Below are 23,392 nucleotides of genomic sequence, written 5' to 3' on the forward strand. Positions count from 1 at the left end.
CTTATAATTTTGTATTAATACAATAGTTATAACGCTTGTTGGTGACGATTTATTGTGTGAGACGCCCACAAATCTTCAAATTGTCAGAATTGAAGGTCAGAGAAGAAAAATATTCCACCAAACTGTAACGATTCTCATGCAAAAAGTGTAATTTTGCACACAGACAGACAATAAGACAACTCAAAACAAGATACAAACATGAAGAAAATTCGCGCTGCCGTAGTTGGTTACGGCAACATCGGCAAATACGCCGTAGAAGCTCTTGAAGCCGCTGAAGACTTCGAGATTGCAGGAATCGTCCGCAGAAACGGAGCAGACAACAAACCCGCAGAACTGGCTGCATACCCTGTGGTCAAGGATATCAAGGAACTGAAAGATGTAGATGTAGCCATTCTTGCCACTCCTACTCGATCATGTGAAGAACATGCCATGCAGATTCTGCCTCTGGGCATCAACACCGTCGATTCGTTTGATATACATACCAATATCCGTGGTTATCGCGAAAGACTGATGGAGGTTAACAAGAAAACCGGTACCGTCAGTGTGATTGCTGCGGGATGGGATCCAGGATCTGACTCTATCGTACGTACGCTCATGCAGAGCCTCGCACCAAAAGGTCTGACCTATACCAATTTCGGACCAGGAATGTCTATGGGACACTCTGTATGCGTTCGTTCGAAAGCGGGTGTAAAGAATGCACTCTCTATGACTATTCCTTTGGGCGAGGGCATACATCGCCGCATGGTATATGTAGAATTGGAAGACGGTGCCAAGCTTGATGAGGTGACAGCTGCCATCAAAGCCGATCCATACTTTGCCAACGATGAGACACACGTCTTTGCCGTTGAATCAGTGGATGCTGTTCGCGATATGGGTCATGGCGTACATCTTGTGCGCAAAGGTGTAAGTGGAAAGACTCAGAACCAGCGTTTTGAATTCGACATGAGCATCAACAACCCTGCGCTCACTGCTCAGGTATTGGTCAATGTGGCTCGTGCCTCCATGCGTCAGCAACCCGGTTGCTACACCATGGTTGAACTGCCGGTCATTGACATGCTGCCCGGTGAACGCGCAGACCTTATCGAACATTTAGTATAACTCTATAAACGGAAGCCTGAGTCACAGCTATTTTCATTGCAGCTGACAGCTTAGGCTTCCGTTATTCTTTATTCATCACAACTGTATGCACCACCTTGAAATCTCCGACGAACAGTCACTCGACAATGCCGGCATCCGTGTCACAGCCGTACGCTTGATGGTATGGCGCACCATACGCCATGGTTTCAGTGATGCTTTTAGTCTGGCAGATGTTGAAAAGGCCCTGCCTACAGTTGATCGCTCCACCCTGTTTCGCACACTCACCCTCTTTGCCAGTGTGCATCTGCTCCATGATATTGACGATGGAACGGGCATGCAGAAATATTGCGTCTGCCATTTTGACGATACCCGACAGTGTGACGGCCATGTTCATCTGACTTGTCGCAAATGCAACCGCACCTATTGTCTGACAAGCATACGCATACCCCATGTTCCACTACCCGATGGCTTTGTAATGGAAGAGGCGGAATATATCGTAAAAGGCATCTGTGCCGAATGTGCTAAAGCGGGGAAATAACATTTTTTACTATGCGGTGATCTGCCATTCACCAATTAGGAGCCGACATACCACACACCTATTCTGTATTTGAAGATAGAAGAGACCAACGTAAACGAACTATGCGAAAAGGCAATAGCAGGACACCGACACTATAGAGACTGACCGTCACCGCACTTTACAGGCCATCAATGAAATGCTTGCCAACACTATTAAGAATACCACGAAGGGAAGTCTCCTTTTGGATTGTCGCAAGATAAAAAATGACCAAGGAACAGACAGTATCGCTTTCTGCGTCACCGATACAGGATGTGGTATTGCACCTAAACATCATAAGAAGTTGTTTGAAAGATTCGTCAAACTCGATTCTAACAAACAAGGTGCCGGATTGGGACTATACATCTGCCTTACCATTGCTACCAAACTGGGCGGATCAATCACAAACAGCTACAACGTTAGAAGAACAACAATAAGAAAATAAACACTACTATAAACAAATAAAAAAAGTATGAAAAAAACTATCACATCTATGCTGACTTTGTTGGCACTCTGCATGCCAGCACTATTGTCAGCGCAAGACTATCAGAAGTATTACAACCAGACTCCAGTCACGTTAACCCAACCACAACAGGTCAACATCCCCAGCCGAAGCATCACGCTGACAGAGGCAGGCGGAATAGGCGACGGTGTTACCCTCTGCACCAAAGCCATCCAGGATGCCATCGACAAGTTGGCACAACAAGGCGGTGGACACCTCATAGTACCAACAGGCGTTTGGCTGACTGGTCCTATCGAACTGAAAGACCACATCGATCTGCATTTGGAAAAGAATGCCATCATCTATTTCTCACCTGACAAAAGCATCTATCGCGATGCAGATACCAAAGCCCGGAGAGTATATCCATGCATCCGTGCCGAGAAACGTACTGACATTGCCATTACCGGAGAAGGTATCATTGACGGCAACGGTGCCCAATGGCGTCCCGTAAAGCGATCAAAAGTAAGCGATACAGAATGGAGCCAGTTTAAGAGTATGGGCGGACAGGAGATGAAAGATGGCACACTCTGGTATCCTTGGCAGATGCGCAACAGCTATCCTGACATTGCCAAATCGCCCGTAGCACAGGAGCAGATGCGCAACGACCTTGTGAGATTTGAAAAATGCAAAAGAGTTTTGTTCCAAGGCGTTACCTTCCAAAACTCGCCCAGATTCCACGTACATCCATGCTATTCTTCAGACATCATCATCGACGGCATCACCGTGCGTTGCCCTTGGAATGCACAGAATGGCGACGGCATCGATCTCTCCGACTGTCAACGTGTGCTGGTTGTCAATTCCACAGTCAATGTGGGCGACGACGGTATCTGCCTGAAGAGCGGACGTCCCAAAGCTTCTGCTGTATCAGGATGTGAAGACATTCTGGTAGAGAACAACACAGTATATCACGCACATGGAGCCTTTGTACTGGGTAGTGAGACAGCAGCCGGTGTGCGTCGTGTAGTGGCACGCAACTGCCGTTTTGCCGGAACAGATACCGGTTTGCGTTTCAAGAGCGGTGTAGGCCGTGGCGGTGAGACCAGCCAACTCTACATCAGCAATATCGTCATGACAGACATCAAAGACGAAGCCGTTGTTTTCCAGTGCGACTATGTCAATCGGCCAGCAGGAGCATCCGATGCCAAAGCATTGGCTCCAAAGGGTGATGAAGCACAATTTGTGCCCCATTTCCAAGATATCCATATCGACAATATCATCTGCCGTGGTGCAGAGACAGCCATCAAAGCCCATGGTATAGAAGGCATGCAATGCGTACGCGATATCAATATCAGCAACTCCACCTTCGTCTATAGCAAAAAGGGAGAAGACATTGACACATCCAGTGCATCCGTAAAACTGACCAATGTGCGTCTGCTTAGCGATAAGAAACAATAACATGGCATAAAACTCCAATGATTGATAGTAGATAAAAAACCTATCAGTTATCATACAAAACCAAAGGATAATGGGCAGAAATTCAGTTCTGCCCATTATTATTTCATTCAAAATTGCTAAAATATCACAAAAACCAGCCACAGACCGCAAATATCATTCGTTGCCATGCATCAGTTAGCACATTTTTTCGTAACTTTGCAGCCTAATAGAGACAATATATTGTAATTGTAATTGTAATATAGCTATATAAACAACTAAGCGTAACACACTAATGAAATTAGACACATTGACCGCCATCTCGCCTATTGACGGACGTTACAGAAACAAAACAGAACAGTTGGCAGGATTTTTCTCAGAGTATGCACTCATCAAATACAGAGTGCGCGTAGAGATTGAATATTTCATCACACTCTGCGAGCTACCCTTGCCACAATTGGAGGATTTTGACCATAACCTATTCGAAACACTCCGCAACATCTACCGCAATTTCTCAGAAGAGAATGCCGGACGCGTAAAGGAAATCGAGAAGACAACCAACCACGACGTGAAAGCTGTGGAGTATTTCATCAAGGAAGAGCTCGACAAGATTGGCAATTTCGACAAGTACAAGGAGTTTATCCATTTCGGACTGACTTCACAGGACATCAACAACACCAGCGTTCCCCTCTCTATCAAGGAAGCACTCGAACAGGTGTATTATCCTATGGTAGAAGAGCTCATCGAACAGCTCAACGACTATGCCGAACAATGGAAAAACGTTCCTATGCTCGCCAAGACACACGGACAGCCCGCTTCTCCCACACGTTTGGGTAAAGAGGTTATGGTATATGTCTATCGCCTTGAAGAACAGTTGCGTGGATTGAAAGACACTCCCATTACCGCCAAATTCGGTGGTGCAACCGGTAATTACAACGCCCACCATGTGGCTTACCCACAATACGACTGGCGCGAATTCGGTAACAAGTTTGTGGCTGAGAAACTCGGATTAGAGCGTGAACAGTGGACCACTCAGATTTCTAACTACGACTGGATGGGCGCTATCTTTGATGCCATGCGCCGCATCAACACCATCATCATCGATCTCGATCGCGACTTCTGGATGTATATCTCTATGGAATACTTCAAGCAAAAGATCAAGGCTGGAGAGGTTGGTTCGAGCGCTATGCCTCATAAAGTGAACCCCATCGACTATGAAAATTCAGAAGGCAACCTCGGCATTGCCAATGCCATTCTGCAATTCTTAGCCCAGAAGTTGCCCGTCAGCCGCCTGCAGCGCGACCTGACCGACTCTACTGTATTGCGCAACGTCGGCGTGCCTATGGGACATGCTGTCATTGCCATACAAAGCACACTGAAAGGCTTACGCAAACTCATTCTCAACGAAGAGAAGATAGAGGCAGACCTCGACAACACATGGGCTGTGGTAGCAGAAGCCATCCAAACTATCCTGCGCCGCGAAGCATACCCCCACCCCTACGAGGCTCTGAAGGCATTGACTCGTACTAACCAGAAGATGACCCCAGAACTGATTCACGAATTCATTGCAGGTCTGGATGTCAGCGATGAGGTAAAAGAGGAACTTATGGCTATTACACCAATGAATTATACAGGCATTTAAAGTATTAACCCCCAAAGAGGAACCGTGAGGTTCCCGAAAAAGAAAGGAAACAACAATTATGGATTTCGAAAACGAGAAGAAGACAGAAGAACAATCTGCAAACCAGCAGGGCGCCAGCAACCGAGAGGGTTACTCCAACCAACAGAACACTTATCGACAGGGGCGTTCACCACGTCCCCGTATTCATCAACAGACACGCACCTATAACCAGGGCGGCTACAACCGCAGTCAGAACGATGATGAAGGCGGTTTCCGTCCAGAAGGATTCGGTGCCGGACTTCAGAACAATAACGCCCAGCGTTCCTATCGTCCCCGCTACAACAATCAGCAGGATGGTGAACAGGGCGGATACCAGCCACGTCAGCAAGGTGGATACCAGCAGCGTGGAGGATATAACAACAACCGCGGTGGTTACCAGCAGCGTGGCGGATATCAGCAGCGCGGCGGTTACAACAACAACCGTGGATATAATCGCGGATACAACAACAATCAGCAGGACGGAGAACAGGGCGGCTACCAATCACGCCAGCAAGGCGACTTCCAGCAGGGAGGTTATCAGCAGCAAGGCGGATATCAGCAGCGCGGCGGTTACCAACAGCGCGGCGGTTACAACAACCGCGGTGGATACCAGCAGCAGGGTGGATATCAGCAGCGTGGCGGTTACAACAACCGCGGCGGATACCAGCAGCAGGGTGGTTACCAGCAGCGTGGCGGATATAACAACAACCGCGGATATAATCGTCAGCGCACTGCAGACTATGATCCCAATGCAAAGTACAGCTTCAAGAAGCGTATAGAATATAAAGAGGAGAACTACGATCCCAACGAGCCCATCCGTTTGAACAAATTCCTTGCCAACGCCGGTGTTTGCAGCCGTCGTGAAGCTGATGATTTCATCCAGGCAGGTGTAGTGACCGTCAACGGAGAAGTGGTAACCGAATTGGGCACCAAGGTATTGCGCACCGACGAAGTGAAGTTCCACGACACTCCTGTCACTCCAGAGAAGAAAGTCTATGTGCTGCTCAACAAGCCCAAAGACTACGTGACCACCAGCGACGATCCTCAACAGCGTAAGATTGTGATGGATCTCGTCAAGGATGCTTGTCCTGAGCGCATCTATCCTGTAGGTCGTCTCGACCGCAACACCACCGGTGTGCTTCTGCTCACCAACGATGGTGACTTGGCATCGAAACTGACCCATCCTAAGTTCCTCAAGAAAAAGATTTATCACGTTTATCTCGATAAGAACGTGACTGCCCATGATATGCAGCAGATTGCCGAAGGTATCACCCTCGACGACGGTGACATCAAAGCCGACGACATCCAGTATGCAGACCCTGTTGACAAGAAGCAGGTGGGCATCGAGATCCACTCTGGTAAAAACCGCATTGTACGCCGTATCTTCGAGAGCCTCGGCTATAAAGTAACCAAGCTCGACCGTGTACAGTTTGCCGGACTTACCAAGAAGAACCTGCGTCGTGGCGACTGGCGCTACCTGACAGAGGAAGAGGTAGATCGTCTGCGCATGGGTGCTTACGAATAAACCAACAACGACTCACTGAAAATATAACAAGTGATGAAAAGAACTAAGATAGTAGATGTACTGAAGAGTACAGACTTTGGAAAAGATGTTTGTGTAAAGGGATGGGTACGTACCCACCGTAGTTCGAAGGCCGTTGACTTCATTGCCCTCAACGACGGAAGCACCATCAACAACGTACAAATCGTTGTTAACCCTTCACAGTTTGATGAAGAAATGCTCAAGCAGATTACCACTGGTGCATGTATCTGTGCCACTGGTATTTTGGTAGAGAGTCTGGGTGCTGGTCAGAGCAGTGAAATTCAGGCCAAGACCTTGGAAATCTATGGTCTCTGCGATAACACTTATCCCATGCAGAAGAAAGGCCAGTCGTTTGAGGTGATGCGCAAGAATGCACACCTCCGTCTGCGTACCAATACTTTCGGTGCTGTGATGCGCATACGCCACAACATGGCTATTGCCATCCACCAATACTTCCATGAGCATGGCTTCTTCTATTTCCACACACCACTGATTACTGCCAGCGACTGCGAAGGTGCCGGACAGATGTTCCAGGTGACCACCAAGAATCTCTACGACCTGAAAAAGGACGAGAACGGTAGCATCATCTATGACGATGACTTCTTTGGCAAGCAGACTTCACTGACCGTCAGCGGACAGTTGGAGGGTGAGCTCGGTGCCACCGCACTGGGTGCCATCTATACTTTCGGTCCAACCTTCCGTGCTGAGAATTCCAATACTCCACGCCACTTGGCTGAGTTTTGGATGATTGAGCCAGAAGTCGCCTTCATCGACCTCAACGATCTGATGGACCTTGAGGAAGACTTCATCAAGTATTGCGTGCGTTGGGCTTTGGAAAACTGTAAGGATGACCTTGCTTTCCTCAACAAGATGATCGACAAGACGCTGATTGAGCGCTTGGAGGGCGTATTGAAAGATAGCTTCGTGCGTCTGCCCTACACCAAGGGTATTGAGATTCTGGAAGAGGCTGTGAAGAACGGTAAGAAGTTTGAATTCCCCGTATCATGGGGTATGGACCTCGCTTCCGAGCATGAGCGTTTCCTTGTGGAAGAACACTTCAAGAAGCCAGTCATCATGACCGACTACCCACGCGACATCAAGGCTTTCTATATGAAGCAGAACAACGACAGCGAAGAACGCCGTACCGTTCAAGGCACCGATGTGCTGTTCCCACAGATTGGCGAAATCATCGGTGGTTCTGTTCGTGAGGAGAGTTACGACAAACTGATGGCTGAAATCGAGCGTCGCCAGATTCCTATGAAGGATATGTGGTGGTATCTCGACACCCGTCGCTATGGCAGTTGTCCTCACGGCGGTTTCGGTCTCGGTTTCGAGCGCCTCATCCTGTTTGTCACCGGCATGCAGAATATCCGCGACGTGATTCCTTTCCCACGTACTCCAAAGACAGCTGATTTCTAAATCACACATAGCAAGATGAAAGACGGCACCCTTCACGGGTTGCCGTCTTTTTCGTTGATAGACAAAAGAAGAATGTTTCGATGCTATCGAATGCACCATATATATAATGTACGTACGCGCACGCACACGCGACGTTATGATTTTGTTAACATCAAACACCCAGCTTGCATAATATCCTATAGGACATCGACTTACGTGGATGTTCGATGATGACAGGATAGTTTTCAAACAGTGGCAACACCTTTATCAAACGTTGAAAACACCTTTATCAAACGTTGAAAACACCTTTATCAAACGTTGAAAACACTTTTATCAAACGTTGGATAACACTTTTATCAAACGTTGGATAACACCTTTATCAAACGTTGGATAATACTTTTATCAAACGTTGGATAATACCTTTATCAAACGTTGGATAATACCTTTATCAAACGTTGGATAATACTTTGATCTATTATGCACTCTTATACAATATTACACAACATCGCTATACAACGTTTCCTAATGTATTCGCTGACTCACACTTGGTAGTTTGGGTTGTCGATAGTAAAAACGTTGGTCGGTGGTCGAGTGGTGGTCGAAACGAAGGCAATCGACCACCGCTTAAAGTATTGTGTAATAACACCTTACACTATAGTGGTGGTCGAGTGGTCGAAATTTTCTGAAAACTAAAATTTAGGTGTGCACAGTCATGCTGTGCAATATTGTCACAGTTTGCAGGTAACCTGTAATAGGAGGATCAACCTGCTGCATGCACACATTTCATATTGGTAGCCAACTGCTTAACACTACTTGCACCAACCAATACACTTGTCACGCCATGCTGTTGGAGAATCCATGCCAATGCCATTTCTGCCAATGTTTCTCCACGATCAGCAGCCTCTTGATTGAGTTGTTGCAACTGTGCCAGGAGTTCGGGCGTTAATGCCGAATGTTTCAAGAAACGCTCTTGAGCCATGCGACTATCGGCAGGCACTCCGTTGAGATAACGGTCGGTAAGCAATCCTTGCGCCAACGGTGAGAACGATATGAAACCGATACCCTCTGCTGCACAATAGTCGAGCGTGCCATTCTCCTGCGGTGTGCGGTCCAACATGTTGAGTTTGTCTTGGAATATCAACAATGGTGTGTCGTGTGCTTTCAGATAGTCCACCGCTTTCTTCAATGCATCCAGTGGCCAACGGCTGATACCCAAATAGAGTGCTTTGCCTTGGCGCACAATATCCACCATGGCTTGTAGTGTTTCCTCTATCGGGGTGTTGGGATCGAAGCGATGGCTATAAAACAAATCGACATAGTCTATGTGCATGCGCTTGAGGCTCTGGTCGATACTCGCCATAAGATACTTACGCGAGCCCCACTCTCCATAAGGTCCAGGCCACATATCGTAACCAGCTTTGGTCGATATGAACAGTTCATCGCGGTAGCGCTTGAAGTCATCGTCCATGAGTCTGCCCATAGTTTCTTCTGCCGAACCGTATGGCGGTCCATAGTTGTTGGCAAGATCGAAATGGGTGATACCATGGTCGAAAGCGTAGTGAGTGATGGCACGACTGCGCTCATAAGAGTCATTGCCTCCGAAATTATGCCAGAATCCTAAACTGACTTTTGGAAGCATCACTCCACTGCGTCCACAGCGCTGATAGAGTGCCTCTGCATCGGCGTAACGGCTATTGTCTGCCGTATAGATTTCTTTCAGTTCCATAATGTTTGATGTATTTGTGTCGATAAAGTTACACATATTTTCCGAAGATATGTTGTATATCACAAACTTTTTTACTATTTTTGCAAAGTAAAGACATTATTAACCTATAAAAAATGAAAAAGACTCTTCTATTAGTTGCCATGGCTCTGTTGGGCCTTACCCATGTTTCGGCACAGGATGTCGATGATCTTGGAATTTTCAACCACCTTAGCATTGGTGCGGGAGTGGGTACCACCGGTATCACTATCGACCTTGCTGCGCCCGTCACCCCCTATGTAGCCGTACGCGCTGGTGTTGATATCTTCCCTAACATTAAGGTGAAGACCGATTTGGATATTGATGTAAATGTAGATCAGCAGTACGAACATTATATCAGCGGCTTTACTATCCCTAAAGATGTGAAGGTAGAGGGCAAGACCGACATGATAGGTGGCAATGCCCACGTCCTGTTTGATTTCTTCCCCTTCAAACAGAGCAGTTTCCACTTGACTGCCGGTGCTTATTTCGGTAAAGACAAGGTTGTCAGCCTCTACAACAAAGAAGATGGTGCGCTGAAAGTCATCAATCAGGCCAACCAGATATTGATCAACGAGGGAATAGCAAACCCCAATACCCACGAAAACATGATTGGTTTGGATTTGGGCGATTTCTTCCTGACTCCCGATCAGAATGGTAATGTAGATGCCACGCTGAAGGTGAGCAAGTTTCGCCCCTATGTGGGTTTAGGCTTTGGACGTCCCGTACCGATGAAGCATCGCTTCACTTGCAATTTCGACCTTGGTGTACAGTTCTGGGGCACACCTGAAGTTTATCTGCGCGACAATAAACTGGAGAAGACCACAACCAATAGCGATGCTGGCGAGGTATTGAAGGTTATCAGTAAGATTTCTGTTTATCCTTCGCTCAACGTCCGCTTCGTAGGTCGCATTCTCTAATGAGGCATATCTATTAATAAGGTGTAGGCAGCACATGGGTGCTGCCTACCTTTGTTTCTATTGATGATGTTGCGTTATTGCCGTTGGATATGTGTGATGACGTCAAACCAGCGTGATACCATCATCGGCAATAGTAATCAGCCGGCGGCGATACAAGTCGCCGATGGCTTTCTTATACACCTTCTTGCTCACTTTGAATCGGTCTTGGATGAGTTCCGAAGGACTCTTATCGCCCAAATCACAATGTCCGCCATTCTCCTGTAGATAATGGAGAAGCACGTCGGAGAACTCTTCGGTCTGGCGTCGTCCAGTAGGTTGCAACGTCAGATCAATCTTATTGTCTTGGCGCACATGGTCGATATACGCTTTGAGGCGATCGCCCGAATGAAGGGATTGGAAAATCTGTCCCTCGTAGATAAGACCCTGATACTTGTTATCTACAATGACCTTGAAACCAAGATCTGTCTTTTGCCACACCAGCACTTCCACCTCGTCACCATGTTTATAGACATGATAGGGAGTCTGTTTGATTTCATCATTGGTCGGGAAAAGATACTTGTCAACCTTGGCTGTAGCCATCAGTCGGTAGCTCTCTTCATCGATGGTGATATAGACCAGATAATATTGTCCTTTCTGCATGCGCATCTTCTGCTCGCGGAATGGGCAAAACAAATCTTTCATCAATCCCCAGTTGAGGAAAGCACCATATTCGTTGACCCATGCCACTTCAAGCCATGCGAAATCGCCTACCTTGGCTATCGGTTTTTGGGTTGTAGCTACTGGGCGTTCGTCCTGATCGAGATAGATAAACACTTCGAGTTGGTCTCCTATCTTGGCATCTTTAGGCACATAGCGTGCAGGGAGAAGTATCTCACCTTCATCACCTCCATCAAGATACAGGCCGAAATCTACGGTCTTGACAATCGTCAGCGTATTATAGTCACCGAGTTTAATCTTCATTTATTTCTTCGTTTTGTGGTTGCTCTATTGTTTGTTCTGCCGCGCTGTGTTGATCTGCTACAGCGTCTTCACCTTCCACTGGTTGCTCCGACGGTTCAACAGTTTCGGGCTGTTCCAACTCTCCGTCACGCAGATGTATGGTACGGTCGGTAAGCGTGGCAAGTTGTTCGTCGTGGGTAACAATGACAAAGGTCTGTCCGTACTTGTCGCGCAAATCGAAAAACAGCTGATGCAGTTCTGCCTTGTTTTTCGAATCGAGCGATCCACTGGGTTCATCTGCCAGTATGACCGTAGGATTGTTGATCAATGCACGTGCCACCGCCACACGTTGTTTCTCGCCGCCACTTAGTTCGTTAGGTTTGTGGTTGGCTCTGTCTGCCAGTCCCATAAACTGTAGAAGTTCAGAAGCTCGCTGTTTGGCTTCGCTACTTGATGTGCCTGCGATATAGGCTGGTATCATGATATTTTCCAGCGCTGTAAATTCGGGCAACAGTTGATGAAACTGAAACACGAAACCGATATGACGGTTGCGGAAGTCTGCCAGTTTTTTGTTAGACAAACTCGTCACGTCGATTCCGTCTATATGTACCGAACCAGTATTGGGCCGGTCGAGCGTTCCTATAATCTGCAACAAGGTTGTCTTGCCGGCTCCGCTTGGTCCTACAATACTGACCACCTCACCTTTTCCTATGGTGAGGTCTATGCCTTTGAGCACTTGCAGTTTGCCAAAACTCTTGGTGATGTTGTTGATAGCTATCATTTCTTCAGAAATTTCTTTGTTCGTTGTTTGTTGATCCAGCGCAGGATAGCGTCATAGATACTGCTTTCCTCATGGTGCTGGGCCTCAGTAAAGGTCATATTCTCCTCCTTGATGTCACCATACTGATCGGGGAAGATTATCATTAGATTCTTGCCCGAAAAATGTTGCATAAGCTCATTGGGCAGGCGTTCAAGTGCAGATTTATAAGAGATAGTTCCTTTACGGGCAGTAACCACTACAAACATGTGGTCGTTGCGTATGGTCTCTGCCAATCGGGGCAGTTCGTTCCAATGTGCCATGTAGGTATATTCGCTGCGCACACTGGGATGCCAGTTGGTGATGTATTCTCTGATGAGTGCCAACGACTCTTGACGTCCATGAAATTCTATACGGCAATCAAGATTTCCTGCCATTCGGCACAAGCGTTCGAGCCAGCGATGGAATCCGGGTTCAAATTCTGCTCGCGACGGGACGACCACTTCTATGCGACGCAGCGTATTGAGGGGTTCTATGAATCGTGTGAGCACAATCTGCCGGCTCAGTCCATTATACAAGCTCTGTATGAAATCGCCCCAGAATTTGGGATTGTTATCGGTATGAACGTGCATACCCATGATAATTTCTGAGGCTGCAAACTCACGGAAGGCATGCTTGATGCCATTGGCAATATTGGTGGCAAGGCGCACTTGGGTCTGCATCTTCACATCATAACCGCTGGCACGTTGTTCCAGTTTTTCTAACAATTGCAATCCGTGTTCCCTATTGATGGCTGCTTTTTGGTCATCATACACTACATTGAGCGCCACCAATTCACGATTCAACTTCTGGTTGCGCATCATCACCGCAAGTTCGAGAAGTTGCGGTGCAATCTCTGGATACTTCACACAAAGGAAGATGCGCTCATCATCGCGCTGCTGATTGGTCACAGGCAGATGTGACTTATCGCACAACACGATTTGTCGGGCTGCCTGTTCGGTGGTCATCGTACTGATCAGACAAGTGACGAGTATCATGATAACTACGCCGTTGAGTATCTCGTTGTTGACCAAATACACACCAGGACTTATCTCCAAACGCATGCCAACCAATACCATGGCGATGGCACCAGCCGCATGGGCGCTGGTCAGACCAAACATCATACGGCCTGCAACCTGTGGCAAGCGGAACAGCAGACTCGACAGATAGGCTGCCACTGCCTTACCGAAGGTTCCGAAGAATGCTATCATCGTCACGATAAACAGCATGTGTGATCCTTCAAACAGACTGCTCACATCGATAAGCATACCCACTCCAATCAGGAAATAGGGAATAAACAATGCATTACCGATAAACTCTATGCGGTTCATCAGAGGCGATACGTGGGGAATATATCGGTTAAGTATCAGTCCTGAGAAAAATGCGCCAACAATACCTTCCACTCCTACGGCTTCTGAAGCCGCAGCACTTAGAAACAATATAGCCAATACAAAGATGAACTGCATGACGGCATCACTATAGCGACGCAGGAAGAAGCGGGTCAGTTTTGGAATAAGCCATACGCTGACACCACAATAGCACACAAACTTAGTAAGAAACAACAGCCAGAACCCTACCCCCACATCTTCTCCATAGGAAGCTGCCAAGGCTGCCAACATAAGGAGTGCCAGAAAGAGTGAGATCATCGACGAACCGACAGACAGCATGACACTCGACTCACGTTGCAGTCCGTAGCGTCCGATTATAGGATAGGCTATTAGTGTGTTCGATGCCATGATACATCCCAGCAGGAAAGAGGCTTGCGAGGAGTACCCTAAAATATGCTCTGCCATAATCCACGTAAGTGATAGAGGGACGAAACAGGTCAGCAGTCCGAATATCAAGAATCGGTTGCTATTGCGTTTCACACTCTCCATGTCCATCTCAAGGCCTGCGAGAAACATAATATAGAGCAATCCTACCTTGCCAAACAGTTCAAACGAATCGTCGCGTTGTAGGATATTGAATCCGTATTTACCCACAATCATTCCCGCCAACACCATACCGATGATGTGTGGAATGCGCAGTTTGCTCATAATGATAGGGGCAAACAGAATGATGAGCAGCACCACGCAGAATATCAGCGTGGGATCAGTAATGGGGAAATATGATAACAGCATCTGCATATTTGTCTTTACAAGGGTTCAAAGGTACGAATAAGCGAGCGAAAAACCAAATATATTTGAGCTTTTCCGAGCGAGAGTACCTAAAATCCATAGGATTAAAGGTACGAATAAGCGAGCGAAAAACCAAATATATTTGAGCTTTTCCGAGCGGGAGTACCTAAAATCTGAAAGATTAAAGGTACGAATAAGCGAGCGAAAAACCGTTTCCAATTCAAATAGATTCAAGCTTTTACATGACAAAAAGTACAAGAATGTAACCACAAACAGGATTTTAACCAACAAAAACAAAAGAAAAAAACACTTTTTCTTTGCATTCTGCTCACATAATCGTACCTTTGCACCCGGATATTCAACATAACCAAAGAAAAAGATAAATTATGAAAGTAGCAATCGTTGGCGCCAGTGGCGCCGTAGGACAGGAATTTCTTCGAATACTCGACCAGCGCAACTTCCCTATGGACGAGTTGGTGTTGTTCGGCTCAAAGCGCAGTGCAGGTACCACTTACACATTTCGTGGAAAAGAACTGACCGTCAAATTGCTTCAGCATAACGACGATTTCAAAGACATCGACATCGCCTTTACATCGGCAGGCGGCGGCACCTCTGAGGAGTTTGCCGAAACCATCACCAAGTATGGTGCCGTGATGATCGACAACTCGAGTGCATTCCGTATGTGCGACGATGTACCCTTGGTAGTTCCCGAAGTGAATGCCGAGGATGCCCTCAACCGTCCACGTGGCATTATTGCCAACCCCAACTGCACCACTATCATGATGGTTGTTGTGCTCAAGCCCATCGACGATCTGAGCCATATCAAGAAGATTCACATCGCTTCCTACCAGAGTGCATCTGGTGCTGGAGCTGCTGCTATGGCAGAACTGCAACAGCAGTACAAAGACCTCATCGAGACAGGAAAGACCGATCACATCAGTAAGTTCCCCCACCAGTTGGCATACAACGTCATTCCACAGATTGACAAGATGACACCCAACGACTATACCAAGGAGGAAATGAAGATGTTCAACGAAACTCGTAAAATCATGCACTCGGATGTACGCACAAGTGCCACCTGTGTACGTGTATCATCTCTTCGTTCTCACTCAGAGAGCGTATGGTTTGAAACCGAGAGTCCGCTTACCGTCGAACAGATTCGCACAGCACTTGAAGCAGCTCCCGGCGTAACCGTTAAGGACGATGCCCAAAACTACGTATATCCCATGCCTTTGGAGAGTGCAGGCAAAGACGATATCTATGTAGGACGCATCCGCAAGGATCTTGCCGACGATAATGGCAACACCTTGTGGCTCACCGGCGACCAGATTCGCAAAGGTGCCGCCCTCAATGCAGTACAGATTGCCGAATACCTTATCAAGGTGGGCAACGTAAAATAACCCGAAGGCATCCCGAAACCATCCCGACCACTCCGTCACTCAATAATGATGTGACATTGTGGTCGGTTTTTCATTGATGGCGGGTCATTTTATAGATTTTCATCTCGTATCGATTATACGCTAAATAAAGAACGAAGATGCACATAAAAGAAAAGCACTTGCAACTTCTTCCAACTCTGCAGAATGCTTTATTGGCAGTGGCAGTGTTCTGTTATTGGATGTGGATAGCTCCTCATCTCTTATTTTTCCGCGAAAGCATGCAGCTTTTTCTTTGGACAGAAGACTATCTGAGCGAACGCCTTGCCGTGCCGGGTGGATTTGCACAGTATCTTGGTGAGTGCATCGTGCAGTTGTTTCTCAATCCTGCCATCGGCGCTGGTTGCTACGCCTTGATGGCTGTCATGACCAAGATCATTTCTGCCCGTCTTCTGAGTTCGGTTATAACCGACAAAGTACGCTGGTCTTGGCTTACGCTCCTGCCTCCGCTTGTCTTGTGGTATATTACTACGGTGCCCACCATACCGATGACAGTTCCCGTAGCATTGTTGCTGACCATAACCCTAATGGCAATACTACCCGACAACCCTCGCAGTAGTATGTGGCTGACTATTGTCCTCGTCCCTGCGGGCTACTGGCTGTTAGGACCAGCCATCGTTCTATTACCTCTCTACCATCTACGCTTCCTGCATAGAGCACAGCGATTTCACATCGTTACGGTAGTGCTTGGCACTTTGCTGTTGTTGGCAGGTTCCGTAGTGGCGAGCAGTCGCGTCGTGGCTTATCCGCTCCGCATGCTCGTCCAAGGCATCGACTACCATTGGGCTCCTGAGTTGATGGGCGATGAGGAGGAAATGATTTACGACATGCTGTCCAGACGTCACCGCTGGGCAACGATAGCCAACCGCTATAATACCCACCCATCCGACAATCCTGCCATTCTGGCTGTGGCGAAATATGCCCTTTATCATGAAGGGATGATTGAACGGCAAGAACTTCTTCAGGGCCTTGCTCCCTCTTTCCGATCCCAGAACTCCATCCCGGCCATGCAAATGATTAGCGAGGTATATCTTCGTGTGGGATTCATCACCATGTCACAACGCAATGCCTTTGAAGCCATGGAGGGCATTCCCAACTGCAACAAGAGTGCCCGTTCACTGTATCGACTGGTAGAGACTAACCTGATTACTGGGCAATATGAAGTGGCGCTAAAATACATCACTATACTTGAACATACACTCATGTATCGTTCCTGGGCAAATAAGATGCGCCGTCTGGTGGAACATCCACAACGCATCCGGAATCATGTGTTCTATCATGAACTGCAACTGGTCTATAATGCCACTCCAGATGCATTTTTCTAACTTCCAAGCATACCGCAAATGAACAAATATCTTCTATCAGCCTTCCTATTGCTCGTCTTAGCGTGCTCCTCCACACCTCACGATGTGCAGGAGAGCAATCGTCTGCCTAAGATCTATCCCGACTATATTGACGTCACCATCCCTGTCGGTATCGCTCCCCTCAACTTTGCCATAGCCGATCCGCAGGTAACCACAGTTGACGTAGTGGTAAGAGGTGCCCATGGTGGAAAACTGCATGCCAATGGCAAGGATGCCGACTTCAACATCAAAGAATGGCATCAGTTGCTCACACAGAATAAGGGTGCAGACCTCTACGTGGAAGTATGTGCCGAACGTGACGGTAGGTGGACCCGTTATCGTGATTTCCGTATCCACGTCAGCAACCAGCCACTCGATGAATGGGGACTAACCTACCGCCTCATCCCACCTAGCTATGCCATGTACAGCAAGATGGGAATCTACCAGCGGGACCTTTCCAATTTTGAAGAGACGCCTCTTATCGTCAACACAGCCATTCCCAACCAATGCGTCAACTGTCATACACCCAACCAAACCAATCCAGACCAATATGTCTTTCATGTACGTGGAGAACATGGAGCTACAGTCATTAGGAGAAATGGGAAGATTGAACTTTTGAAGGCAAAAAACGAACTGTTGGGTGGTTCGATGGTCTATCCCTATTGGCATCCGAAAGGGCGTTTCTGTGCCTTCTCCACCAACAAGACCTTACAGATGTTTCATGCTGCAGCTAAAAGCAAGCGCATCGAGGTCTATGATTCCGAATCGGACATCTTTGTCTATGACACTCAGAGACATTCTATCCTTCGCGACACACTGCTAATGAGAAAGGAATGGGCAGAGAACACGCCTGTGTTTTCTCCTGATGGCAAATGGTTATATTTTATCACAGCGCGTCGACAAAACTATCCTGCCGACTACAATAAAGAACGTTACAGCCTCTGTCGCGTGGCTTTCGACAGTATGTCGGGACGTTTCGGAACGCAAGTAGATACACTCATCAACGCTAGGACAATGGGCAAAAGTGTCACATGGCCTCGTCCTTCCTATGACGGCCGCTATCTCCTATATACTCAGATTGACTATGGCTACTTCTCCGTATGGCATCCCGAAAGCGACCTCTGGATACTTAACCTGAAGACTATGCAGACCTATCCGCTCACAGCTGCTAACAGCAAGCGCACCGAGAGTCTTCATGCCTGGACAAAGAACAGCAAATGGTTTCTCTTCACCTCACGGCGCGACGACGGACTCTATACGCGTATCTACCTATCCTCCATCGACCGCCAAGGAAGAGCCACCAAACCTTTCATGCTTCCCCAACGTCATCCAAAAGAATATTATCGACTGTTGCTTTATTCCTATAACACGCCCGATTTCACCCTCCGTCCTGTAGATTCCGATGCTTTCAAGCTACAACACGATATCGAGAGTGAACACCGGATTTCAACACAAATCAATCAGTAGATTACCACATCGTATTATAGCAGAGGCTTCGACAGATAGCGTTGAAACATCATTTTATAGGCTGCTGCCTTCTTCTCAAAAGCCAAAGGATAGGCACGCGAAGAAGATGGCAGCCTATATAGTTCCACCTGCAGAGGGAGCATGATATGGCTATTGACCTTCGGCACATGGGCTATACCCATACGCTGGCATATGGTCTCAGCAGCTTTCTCGCCCGTCACCACAATAGCTTTCAGCATCGGCATCTGTGCCACAAGTGCCGCAACGTCAGTCTGCTCCACCACTTCAAGATACTTATCGCTGGCATTATCCTTCAACCGTCTCACGGCTGTTGCGGTATCAAAGAAACCGATGCCATACTTCTCGCAATGGCTGACAATATCATCCAATCGGAATGTCTTGCGCTTTTGATCCACAAAATGCTGTTTGTCACCATAGAACACCTCCCCCTCTATGCGCCAATGGTCGTTGATGAAGTTGGGATAATAGAAGTCCATACACCACCTTTTACGTTGGGGAGGAAAGCTGCCCAAGAATAATATTTCTCCCCGTTTCGGCAGAAAAGGTTTCAACGGATGCCACTCCACATTGTCATCCGTACTATCCATCCGCGCCAGATGTGCGCTATCAAGCCAAGAGTCTTCCTTTGCCATTCGTCTTTATTTTTATGCAAAGGTAGTACAAACCGAGCGAAATACAAAAGGAAACCGAGTTTTCCTTTTATTTCCAAGTTGTGGTCTATCTTGAACAAGTTAAGTAATAGTCACTTGTTAAACTTACTGGTTTTGAGTATGTAATCCCCACCCATCAAGGCAGGGCAGCAGCTCTGAAGAATGTGTATGACCGCCGCCAGCAGATTACCCACGGTGTGCGTATTACATGGGAAGCACCTCTGATGCGCCATTTCACCGTGCAGCTTGAGAGAATCACAGACTAACCACTTAGCGTTCTCCTTGAGGCACAACTCAACCGAGGCGAACTACGTTGACTTTCCACCACGTTCGGAAAGTTCAATCCTGCTCATTTGGCTTAACGAAAACAGAAGGCTGCCATTCCCCCATCAGGTTTGACAGTTTCTCGTTGCGCCTTCGAAAGTTTCTCGTCATTTTCTCGATCTTCTTTCGTCCTTCTCTCGTTCTTCTCTCGTTCGAAATTCGTCTGATCCTCGTTCGGTCCTCGTTCGGTCTTCGATAGACTAACGAATAAGCAACGAGAGACGAACGAGAGACGAACGAGGACCTAACGAGAACCCAACGAGAACCGAACGAAAAACTATCGAGAACTGGTCGGGTGTAAATCGAAGAACCATGGTCCTTCTGTTGTAACCAGTTTGAGGTGTTTAGAGTTGCATTTGTAAACATAATTGGGAATTTTTAATTGATAAGACTTGTGGTTTATTGCAAAGGCCTCATCCTTGTTTTGGAAATCAACCTTGGGTTCGCGTGCAAAGATACAATATCATACCCCCCGTTGTCAACCCTTTAGTCTGGATTTTAATTTTATTTAACTAATAATTTAGGTTTTTTTTTAATTATAGAGGCAAAATTCCATCAAAAACCACACCTTTTAGATGAGAAACAACAGTTTATCAAGGTGTCGGATATTCCGTGGATCATAAAAAATCCGAGTAACCGGTTTGATCACAACAGGAGATGTGAAATTGGTCCTAAATGCTGTATTTTTAGCGCATGGCGTTATCGCGACCAGCGATTGGCGTTATCTCTCCCAGCGATTGGCGTTATCTCTCCCAGCGATTGACGTTATCTCTCCCAGCGATTGACGTTATCTCTCCCAGCGATTGACGTTCTCTACAATAGAGAGCAATATTACCTGTTTTTTCAATAGATGTCCATGACCTATCCTCCTGACATGGTGTGCTATCAAGTTTCAGCCTGAAAAACGTATCATCTATGCAATCCTCTTCCCCTTCCACCCTAACCAACCATTAGGCGAAACGTATATTTTTTTCCTCTATTCCTCAGTCTTTTCATTCTCACAAAGACATCTTCATATCACTCTCCACACCAAACAAGTATGCTTATATGTCATTTTAAAATTTTTCAAACGACTACAAGAATGACTAAAAACGACTTAAAACGACTGAGTATTCCCATAATTATGACTTAACAAGAATATGTCTTGAACTATTTCTTGAACAGATCTACCAATGCTACTGCAGAATCTCTGAACTCTAAAATCAAAGGATTCAGGGCGCTGCTACATAGCATCGCTGATATTCCATTCATCTTGCATAGGGTATGTACTGTCTTTGGCTTGGGATTCAACGGAAGTATTAAACTGCACAAGAAAAATCCATAGTATATAAAAATGATGCAAGAGAGTGTGTGTTTATTACATACCCTCTTGCCCCTATAGGTATAATGTCTTATTTTCCCAAAGACTTGAACATCTTGGTGATGCACTTTTTCTTCTGCTCCATGTTCGGGTGAACATAGAGGTTGAGGGTTGTTGTAATGTTGGCATGACCAAGCAGTACGCTTACGGTCTTGTAGTCGCAGTTGCTTTCAATGCAGCGTGTTGCAAAGCTGTGGCGCAGTCCGTGATACTTTAGTCGAGGAATGTCAAGATGCGCCATCAACCGATGGTAGTAGTTGCGGTAGGTGCGTGGCTCTGTGGGGTTTTCTTCATTGGTCAGCACATAGAAGTCTGTATTTACCACCTTTTTCAGAGGCTTCACCATCGCCAGCAGTTCCTTGTTCATCGGTATCTCACTCTAAGTTCTAACAAGTCATCAAAATAATCCTTGCCAAAATGCTTGCCTTGTTTCAAACGCTCATCATCAAGTACATACCCTTTGATGATAAACTCCTTCAATACCGATGTAGCCCATATACGAAATTGAGTTGCTTGATAGCTGTTCACACGGTAACCTACGGCAATAATGGCATCAAGGTTGTAGAACAAAGGAGTACGTTCAACATCACGCTCACCCTCAAGTTGAACTTGTTGAATTTTTCTACAAGTTGCCTCTTTTGTAAGTTCTCCACTTTCATAAATTTGAGAAAGGTGATAAGCAATCGTTGCTCGGTCTACGCCAAACAAATCTGCCATGCGTTTTTGCGACATCCAAAATGTCTCGTTGTTGAATATCACTTCAATGCGGGTTTCACCTTGTGCTGTTTTATACAGCAATATGTTGGATTCCAGTGAGTTTTGGATAAGTTCTGTGGTAGAAACGGACTGCGAAAAATATTCTCTTGCTTGTTGCACTAAAGGTTTCTTTCCGTCTGCATTTTCAGCTATAATCATGCACGCCATACGAGACAAACGGAATATGTTCACCTTTCTATATGCACCACTACCGAGCTTGACCATATCAACCGTTTGGTTGAAATGGTCATCAATCTTCATTCCTTTTTGATTGGCTACGGCAATTGCCTTATTTATGACATTTTGGATATTCAGCACATACCGCCTTGTTGTCCTGATCCACTTGGCTTGTCCAAGAAATCGGCTCTGCCGCTTGCCAAAGCAAGTAACCGGATTTGCCGCTTAGCTAGGCTAAGAACTTTTTGTTGTTCAGGTACTTAAAAGGTTTAATTTACAATAGTGTTGCGGAATTAAGGGTAATAAATTTGCCTACATGGAATATTTTCATTACCTTTACACCCAAATATAAATATTGAAAAAGGAAATATAAGCGATGGCAACAAAATATGATTCTAGCGTCAATGTGCTGGGGAGCATTCCTGATTATTCGTCGATGATTGATTTCATCTGCGAATACAGTGGTTGTGGCTCACCCGATAAACCAGGGGGAGCCCAGAAAACTCAGCAATAACTCGGCAATTTCTAAAACCAAGAAGCAAAAATCCCAATCGCTTGGAATAAGCAATTGGGATTGATTCTGTGCGCCTGACAGGACTCGAACCTGCACGTCGGAAACACTAGATCCTAAGTCTAGCGCGTCTACCAATTCCGCCACAGGCGCATTTCGGCTGCAAAATTAGTAAAAAAGACGCGAACTGCAAAAGGAATATCCGTTTTTCTTTTCATTTGTGCATGATATTGGTATGGAATACACTTTATACAGGAAAGGGAAACGCATGACACGCAAAGGGAATACACATTATACCAAAAACAGAGGAATGAATCAAGCCCAAATCGGCATGTTGACCAACTTGGGTTTAATTCATCCTAAAATCCGCAAGCAATCTCAATGGCAATCTCAATTGCAGTAAAGAGCTTGAACACTATGCATCATGATAGTATGAGCGTGAATTTTGTCCGATTTGTGCATACCTTCCCCTTACCCCACAATGCGACTTGAGGCAATACGCAGATTAAAACCATAAGGAACGGACTTTATCCGAATCCAGTTTTGAAAGGTCTTGCATAAGCCCGGTTTTCAGTATAGATATTCAGCACGTATTGCCTTGCTGTCATGATCCACTTGGCAGGTACGGAGATGAATCTGAAGACAAAAGCCTTTATGCGACTCGTTTTCTTGAGCCCAAAAGCCTTGGTGTCAAGCCTGCTCATGATGGTCTTGTAGAAATTGTGTATCA

Annotated in this window: 16 protein-coding genes, 1 tRNA gene and 3 pseudogenes; 11 read left to right on the forward strand and 9 right to left on the reverse strand. The window is 46.4% G+C overall.

From position 1 onward, the window contains the following. Window positions 1–198: 198 nt before the first annotated feature. The 7 genes from CIK88_RS02425 to asnS all read left to right on the forward strand — a co-directional run bounded on the left by CIK88_RS02425 (window position 199) and on the right by asnS (window position 8,125). A complete protein-coding gene (locus CIK88_RS02425; RefSeq protein WP_094391386.1) occupies window positions 199–1,098 on the forward strand; it encodes a diaminopimelate dehydrogenase in 900 nt (299 codons plus the stop codon). 85 nt (window positions 1,099–1,183) lie between these two features. Next, window positions 1,184–1,615 carry a Fur family transcriptional regulator gene (locus CIK88_RS02430; RefSeq protein ID WP_094391387.1) on the forward strand — a complete coding sequence of 144 codons (432 nt, stop codon included), beginning with the start codon at window positions 1,184–1,186 and terminating at the stop codon, window positions 1,613–1,615. Window positions 1,616–1,748: 133 nt separating this feature from the next. Further along, the gene (locus CIK88_RS02435) at window positions 1,749–2,075 is read left to right on the forward strand and encodes an ATP-binding protein (protein ID WP_256387687.1); all 327 of its coding nucleotides are present in this window, start codon (window positions 1,749–1,751) and stop codon (window positions 2,073–2,075) included. A 27-nt stretch (window positions 2,076–2,102) separates the two neighbouring features. Beyond that, complete coding sequence (locus CIK88_RS02440) at window positions 2,103–3,527, forward strand: glycoside hydrolase family 28 protein (RefSeq protein ID WP_094434300.1); 1,425 nt, start codon at window positions 2,103–2,105, stop codon at window positions 3,525–3,527. Window positions 3,528–3,798: 271 nt separating this feature from the next. Further along, window positions 3,799–5,145, forward strand: a complete 1,347-nt coding sequence (gene purB / locus CIK88_RS02445) for an adenylosuccinate lyase (protein ID WP_094391390.1) — start codon at window positions 3,799–3,801, stop codon at window positions 5,143–5,145. Between the two features lie 58 nt (window positions 5,146–5,203). After that, on the forward strand, window positions 5,204–6,688 hold the full coding sequence (locus CIK88_RS02450; protein ID WP_094391391.1) for a pseudouridine synthase: 1,485 nt from the start codon (window positions 5,204–5,206) through the stop codon (window positions 6,686–6,688). A 33-nt stretch (window positions 6,689–6,721) separates the two neighbouring features. Beyond that, a complete protein-coding gene (asnS, locus tag CIK88_RS02455; protein ID WP_094391392.1) occupies window positions 6,722–8,125 on the forward strand; it encodes an asparagine--tRNA ligase in 1,404 nt (467 codons plus the stop codon). Window positions 8,126–8,864: 739 nt separating this feature from the next. On the opposite strand, the gene CIK88_RS02460 is transcribed toward asnS, so the two are convergent. Then, complete coding sequence (locus tag CIK88_RS02460; RefSeq protein ID WP_094434337.1) at window positions 8,865–9,830, reverse strand: aldo/keto reductase; 966 nt, start codon at window positions 9,828–9,830, stop codon at window positions 8,865–8,867. Window positions 9,831–9,943: 113 nt separating this feature from the next. Here CIK88_RS02460 and CIK88_RS02465 point away from each other — a divergent pair, with 113 nt between their 5' ends. After that, window positions 9,944–10,765 carry a hypothetical protein gene (locus tag CIK88_RS02465; protein WP_094391393.1) on the forward strand — a complete coding sequence of 274 codons (822 nt, stop codon included), beginning with the start codon at window positions 9,944–9,946 and terminating at the stop codon, window positions 10,763–10,765. Between the two features lie 102 nt (window positions 10,766–10,867). On the opposite strand, the gene CIK88_RS02470 is transcribed toward CIK88_RS02465, so the two are convergent. The 3 genes from CIK88_RS02470 to CIK88_RS02480 are packed head-to-tail and all read right to left on the reverse strand — an operon-like array spanning window position 10,868 to window position 14,626. Continuing rightward, window positions 10,868–11,725 carry a S1 RNA-binding domain-containing protein gene (locus tag CIK88_RS02470; RefSeq protein ID WP_094434302.1) on the reverse strand — a complete coding sequence of 286 codons (858 nt, stop codon included), beginning with the start codon at window positions 11,723–11,725 and terminating at the stop codon, window positions 10,868–10,870. Beyond that, the gene (locus CIK88_RS02475) at window positions 11,715–12,485 is read right to left on the reverse strand and encodes an ABC transporter ATP-binding protein (protein ID WP_094391395.1); all 771 of its coding nucleotides are present in this window, start codon (window positions 12,483–12,485) and stop codon (window positions 11,715–11,717) included. Before CIK88_RS02475 ends, CIK88_RS02470 begins: the two co-directional genes overlap by 11 nt. Further along, complete coding sequence (locus CIK88_RS02480; RefSeq protein ID WP_094434304.1) at window positions 12,482–14,626, reverse strand: cation:proton antiporter; 2,145 nt, start codon at window positions 14,624–14,626, stop codon at window positions 12,482–12,484. The genes CIK88_RS02475 and CIK88_RS02480 overlap by 4 nt, the downstream gene beginning before the upstream one ends. 377 nt (window positions 14,627–15,003) lie before the next feature. Here CIK88_RS02480 and CIK88_RS02485 point away from each other — a divergent pair, with 377 nt between their 5' ends. The 3 genes from CIK88_RS02485 to CIK88_RS02495 all read left to right on the forward strand — a co-directional run bounded on the left by CIK88_RS02485 (window position 15,004) and on the right by CIK88_RS02495 (window position 18,863). Then, the gene (locus tag CIK88_RS02485; RefSeq protein WP_094391397.1) at window positions 15,004–16,017 is read left to right on the forward strand and encodes an aspartate-semialdehyde dehydrogenase; all 1,014 of its coding nucleotides are present in this window, start codon (window positions 15,004–15,006) and stop codon (window positions 16,015–16,017) included. A 137-nt stretch (window positions 16,018–16,154) separates the two neighbouring features. Beyond that, window positions 16,155–17,378, forward strand: a complete 1,224-nt coding sequence (locus CIK88_RS02490) for a DUF6057 family protein (protein ID WP_094440252.1) — start codon at window positions 16,155–16,157, stop codon at window positions 17,376–17,378. An 18-nt stretch (window positions 17,379–17,396) separates the two neighbouring features. Further along, window positions 17,397–18,863 (forward strand): PD40 domain-containing protein, encoded by a 1,467-nt coding sequence (locus CIK88_RS02495; protein ID WP_094434308.1) that lies wholly within the window; start codon window positions 17,397–17,399, stop codon window positions 18,861–18,863. 14 nt (window positions 18,864–18,877) lie between these two features. On the opposite strand, the gene CIK88_RS02500 is transcribed toward CIK88_RS02495, so the two are convergent. The 5 genes and pseudogenes from CIK88_RS02500 to CIK88_RS02520 all read right to left on the reverse strand — a co-directional run. Next, window positions 18,878–19,471: a uracil-DNA glycosylase family protein gene (locus CIK88_RS02500; RefSeq protein WP_094391416.1), complete on the reverse strand. Its 594-nt coding sequence runs from the start codon at window positions 19,469–19,471 to the stop codon at window positions 18,878–18,880. 1,778 nt (window positions 19,472–21,249) lie between these two features. Next, window positions 21,250–21,594: pseudogene (locus tag CIK88_RS02505) on the reverse strand (tyrosine-type recombinase/integrase); the annotation flags it as partial. Continuing rightward, window positions 21,591–22,280, reverse strand: a pseudogene (rhuM, locus tag CIK88_RS02510) (RhuM family protein); the annotation flags it as partial. The pseudogenes rhuM and CIK88_RS02505, both read right to left, overlap by 4 nt. A gap of 454 nt (window positions 22,281–22,734) precedes the next feature. Further along, a tRNA-Leu gene (locus CIK88_RS02515) sits at window positions 22,735–22,815 on the reverse strand. A gap of 374 nt (window positions 22,816–23,189) precedes the next feature. Then, window positions 23,190–23,392, reverse strand: a pseudogene (locus CIK88_RS02520) (IS1380 family transposase); the annotation flags it as partial.

Origin of the sequence: Prevotella sp. P5-50 (genome assembly GCF_002251295.1) — a bacterium.
Lineage (GTDB): Bacteria > Bacteroidota > Bacteroidia > Bacteroidales > Bacteroidaceae > Prevotella.

What these genes read in the sequence shown, in the direction of transcription:
- CIK88_RS02425 (WP_094391386.1), top strand. Translation starts at nt 199, where the DNA reads ATGAAGAAAATTCGCGCTGCCGTAGTTGGTTACGGCAACATCGGCAAA.
- CIK88_RS02440 (WP_094434300.1), top strand. Translation starts at nt 2,103, where the DNA reads ATGAAAAAAACTATCACATCTATGCTGACTTTGTTGGCACTCTGCATG.
- asnS (WP_094391392.1), top strand. Translation starts at nt 6,722, where the DNA reads ATGAAAAGAACTAAGATAGTAGATGTACTGAAGAGTACAGACTTTGGA.
- CIK88_RS02475 (WP_094391395.1), bottom strand. Translation starts at nt 12,485, where the DNA reads ATGATAGCTATCAACAACATCACCAAGAGTTTTGGCAAACTGCAAGTG.
- CIK88_RS02500 (WP_094391416.1), bottom strand. Translation starts at nt 19,471, where the DNA reads ATGGATAGTACGGATGACAATGTGGAGTGGCATCCGTTGAAACCTTTT.
- CIK88_RS02480 (WP_094434304.1), bottom strand. Translation starts at nt 14,626, where the DNA reads ATGCAGATGCTGTTATCATATTTCCCCATTACTGATCCCACGCTGATA.
- CIK88_RS02460 (WP_094434337.1), bottom strand. Translation starts at nt 9,830, where the DNA reads ATGGAACTGAAAGAAATCTATACGGCAGACAATAGCCGTTACGCCGAT.
- CIK88_RS02485 (WP_094391397.1), top strand. Translation starts at nt 15,004, where the DNA reads ATGAAAGTAGCAATCGTTGGCGCCAGTGGCGCCGTAGGACAGGAATTT.
- CIK88_RS02450 (WP_094391391.1), top strand. Translation starts at nt 5,204, where the DNA reads ATGGATTTCGAAAACGAGAAGAAGACAGAAGAACAATCTGCAAACCAG.
- CIK88_RS02430 (WP_094391387.1), top strand. Translation starts at nt 1,184, where the DNA reads ATGCACCACCTTGAAATCTCCGACGAACAGTCACTCGACAATGCCGGC.
- CIK88_RS02490 (WP_094440252.1), top strand. Translation starts at nt 16,155, where the DNA reads ATGCACATAAAAGAAAAGCACTTGCAACTTCTTCCAACTCTGCAGAAT.
- purB (WP_094391390.1), top strand. Translation starts at nt 3,799, where the DNA reads ATGAAATTAGACACATTGACCGCCATCTCGCCTATTGACGGACGTTAC.
- CIK88_RS02470 (WP_094434302.1), bottom strand. Translation starts at nt 11,725, where the DNA reads ATGAAGATTAAACTCGGTGACTATAATACGCTGACGATTGTCAAGACC.
- CIK88_RS02495 (WP_094434308.1), top strand. Translation starts at nt 17,397, where the DNA reads ATGAACAAATATCTTCTATCAGCCTTCCTATTGCTCGTCTTAGCGTGC.
- CIK88_RS02465 (WP_094391393.1), top strand. Translation starts at nt 9,944, where the DNA reads ATGAAAAAGACTCTTCTATTAGTTGCCATGGCTCTGTTGGGCCTTACC.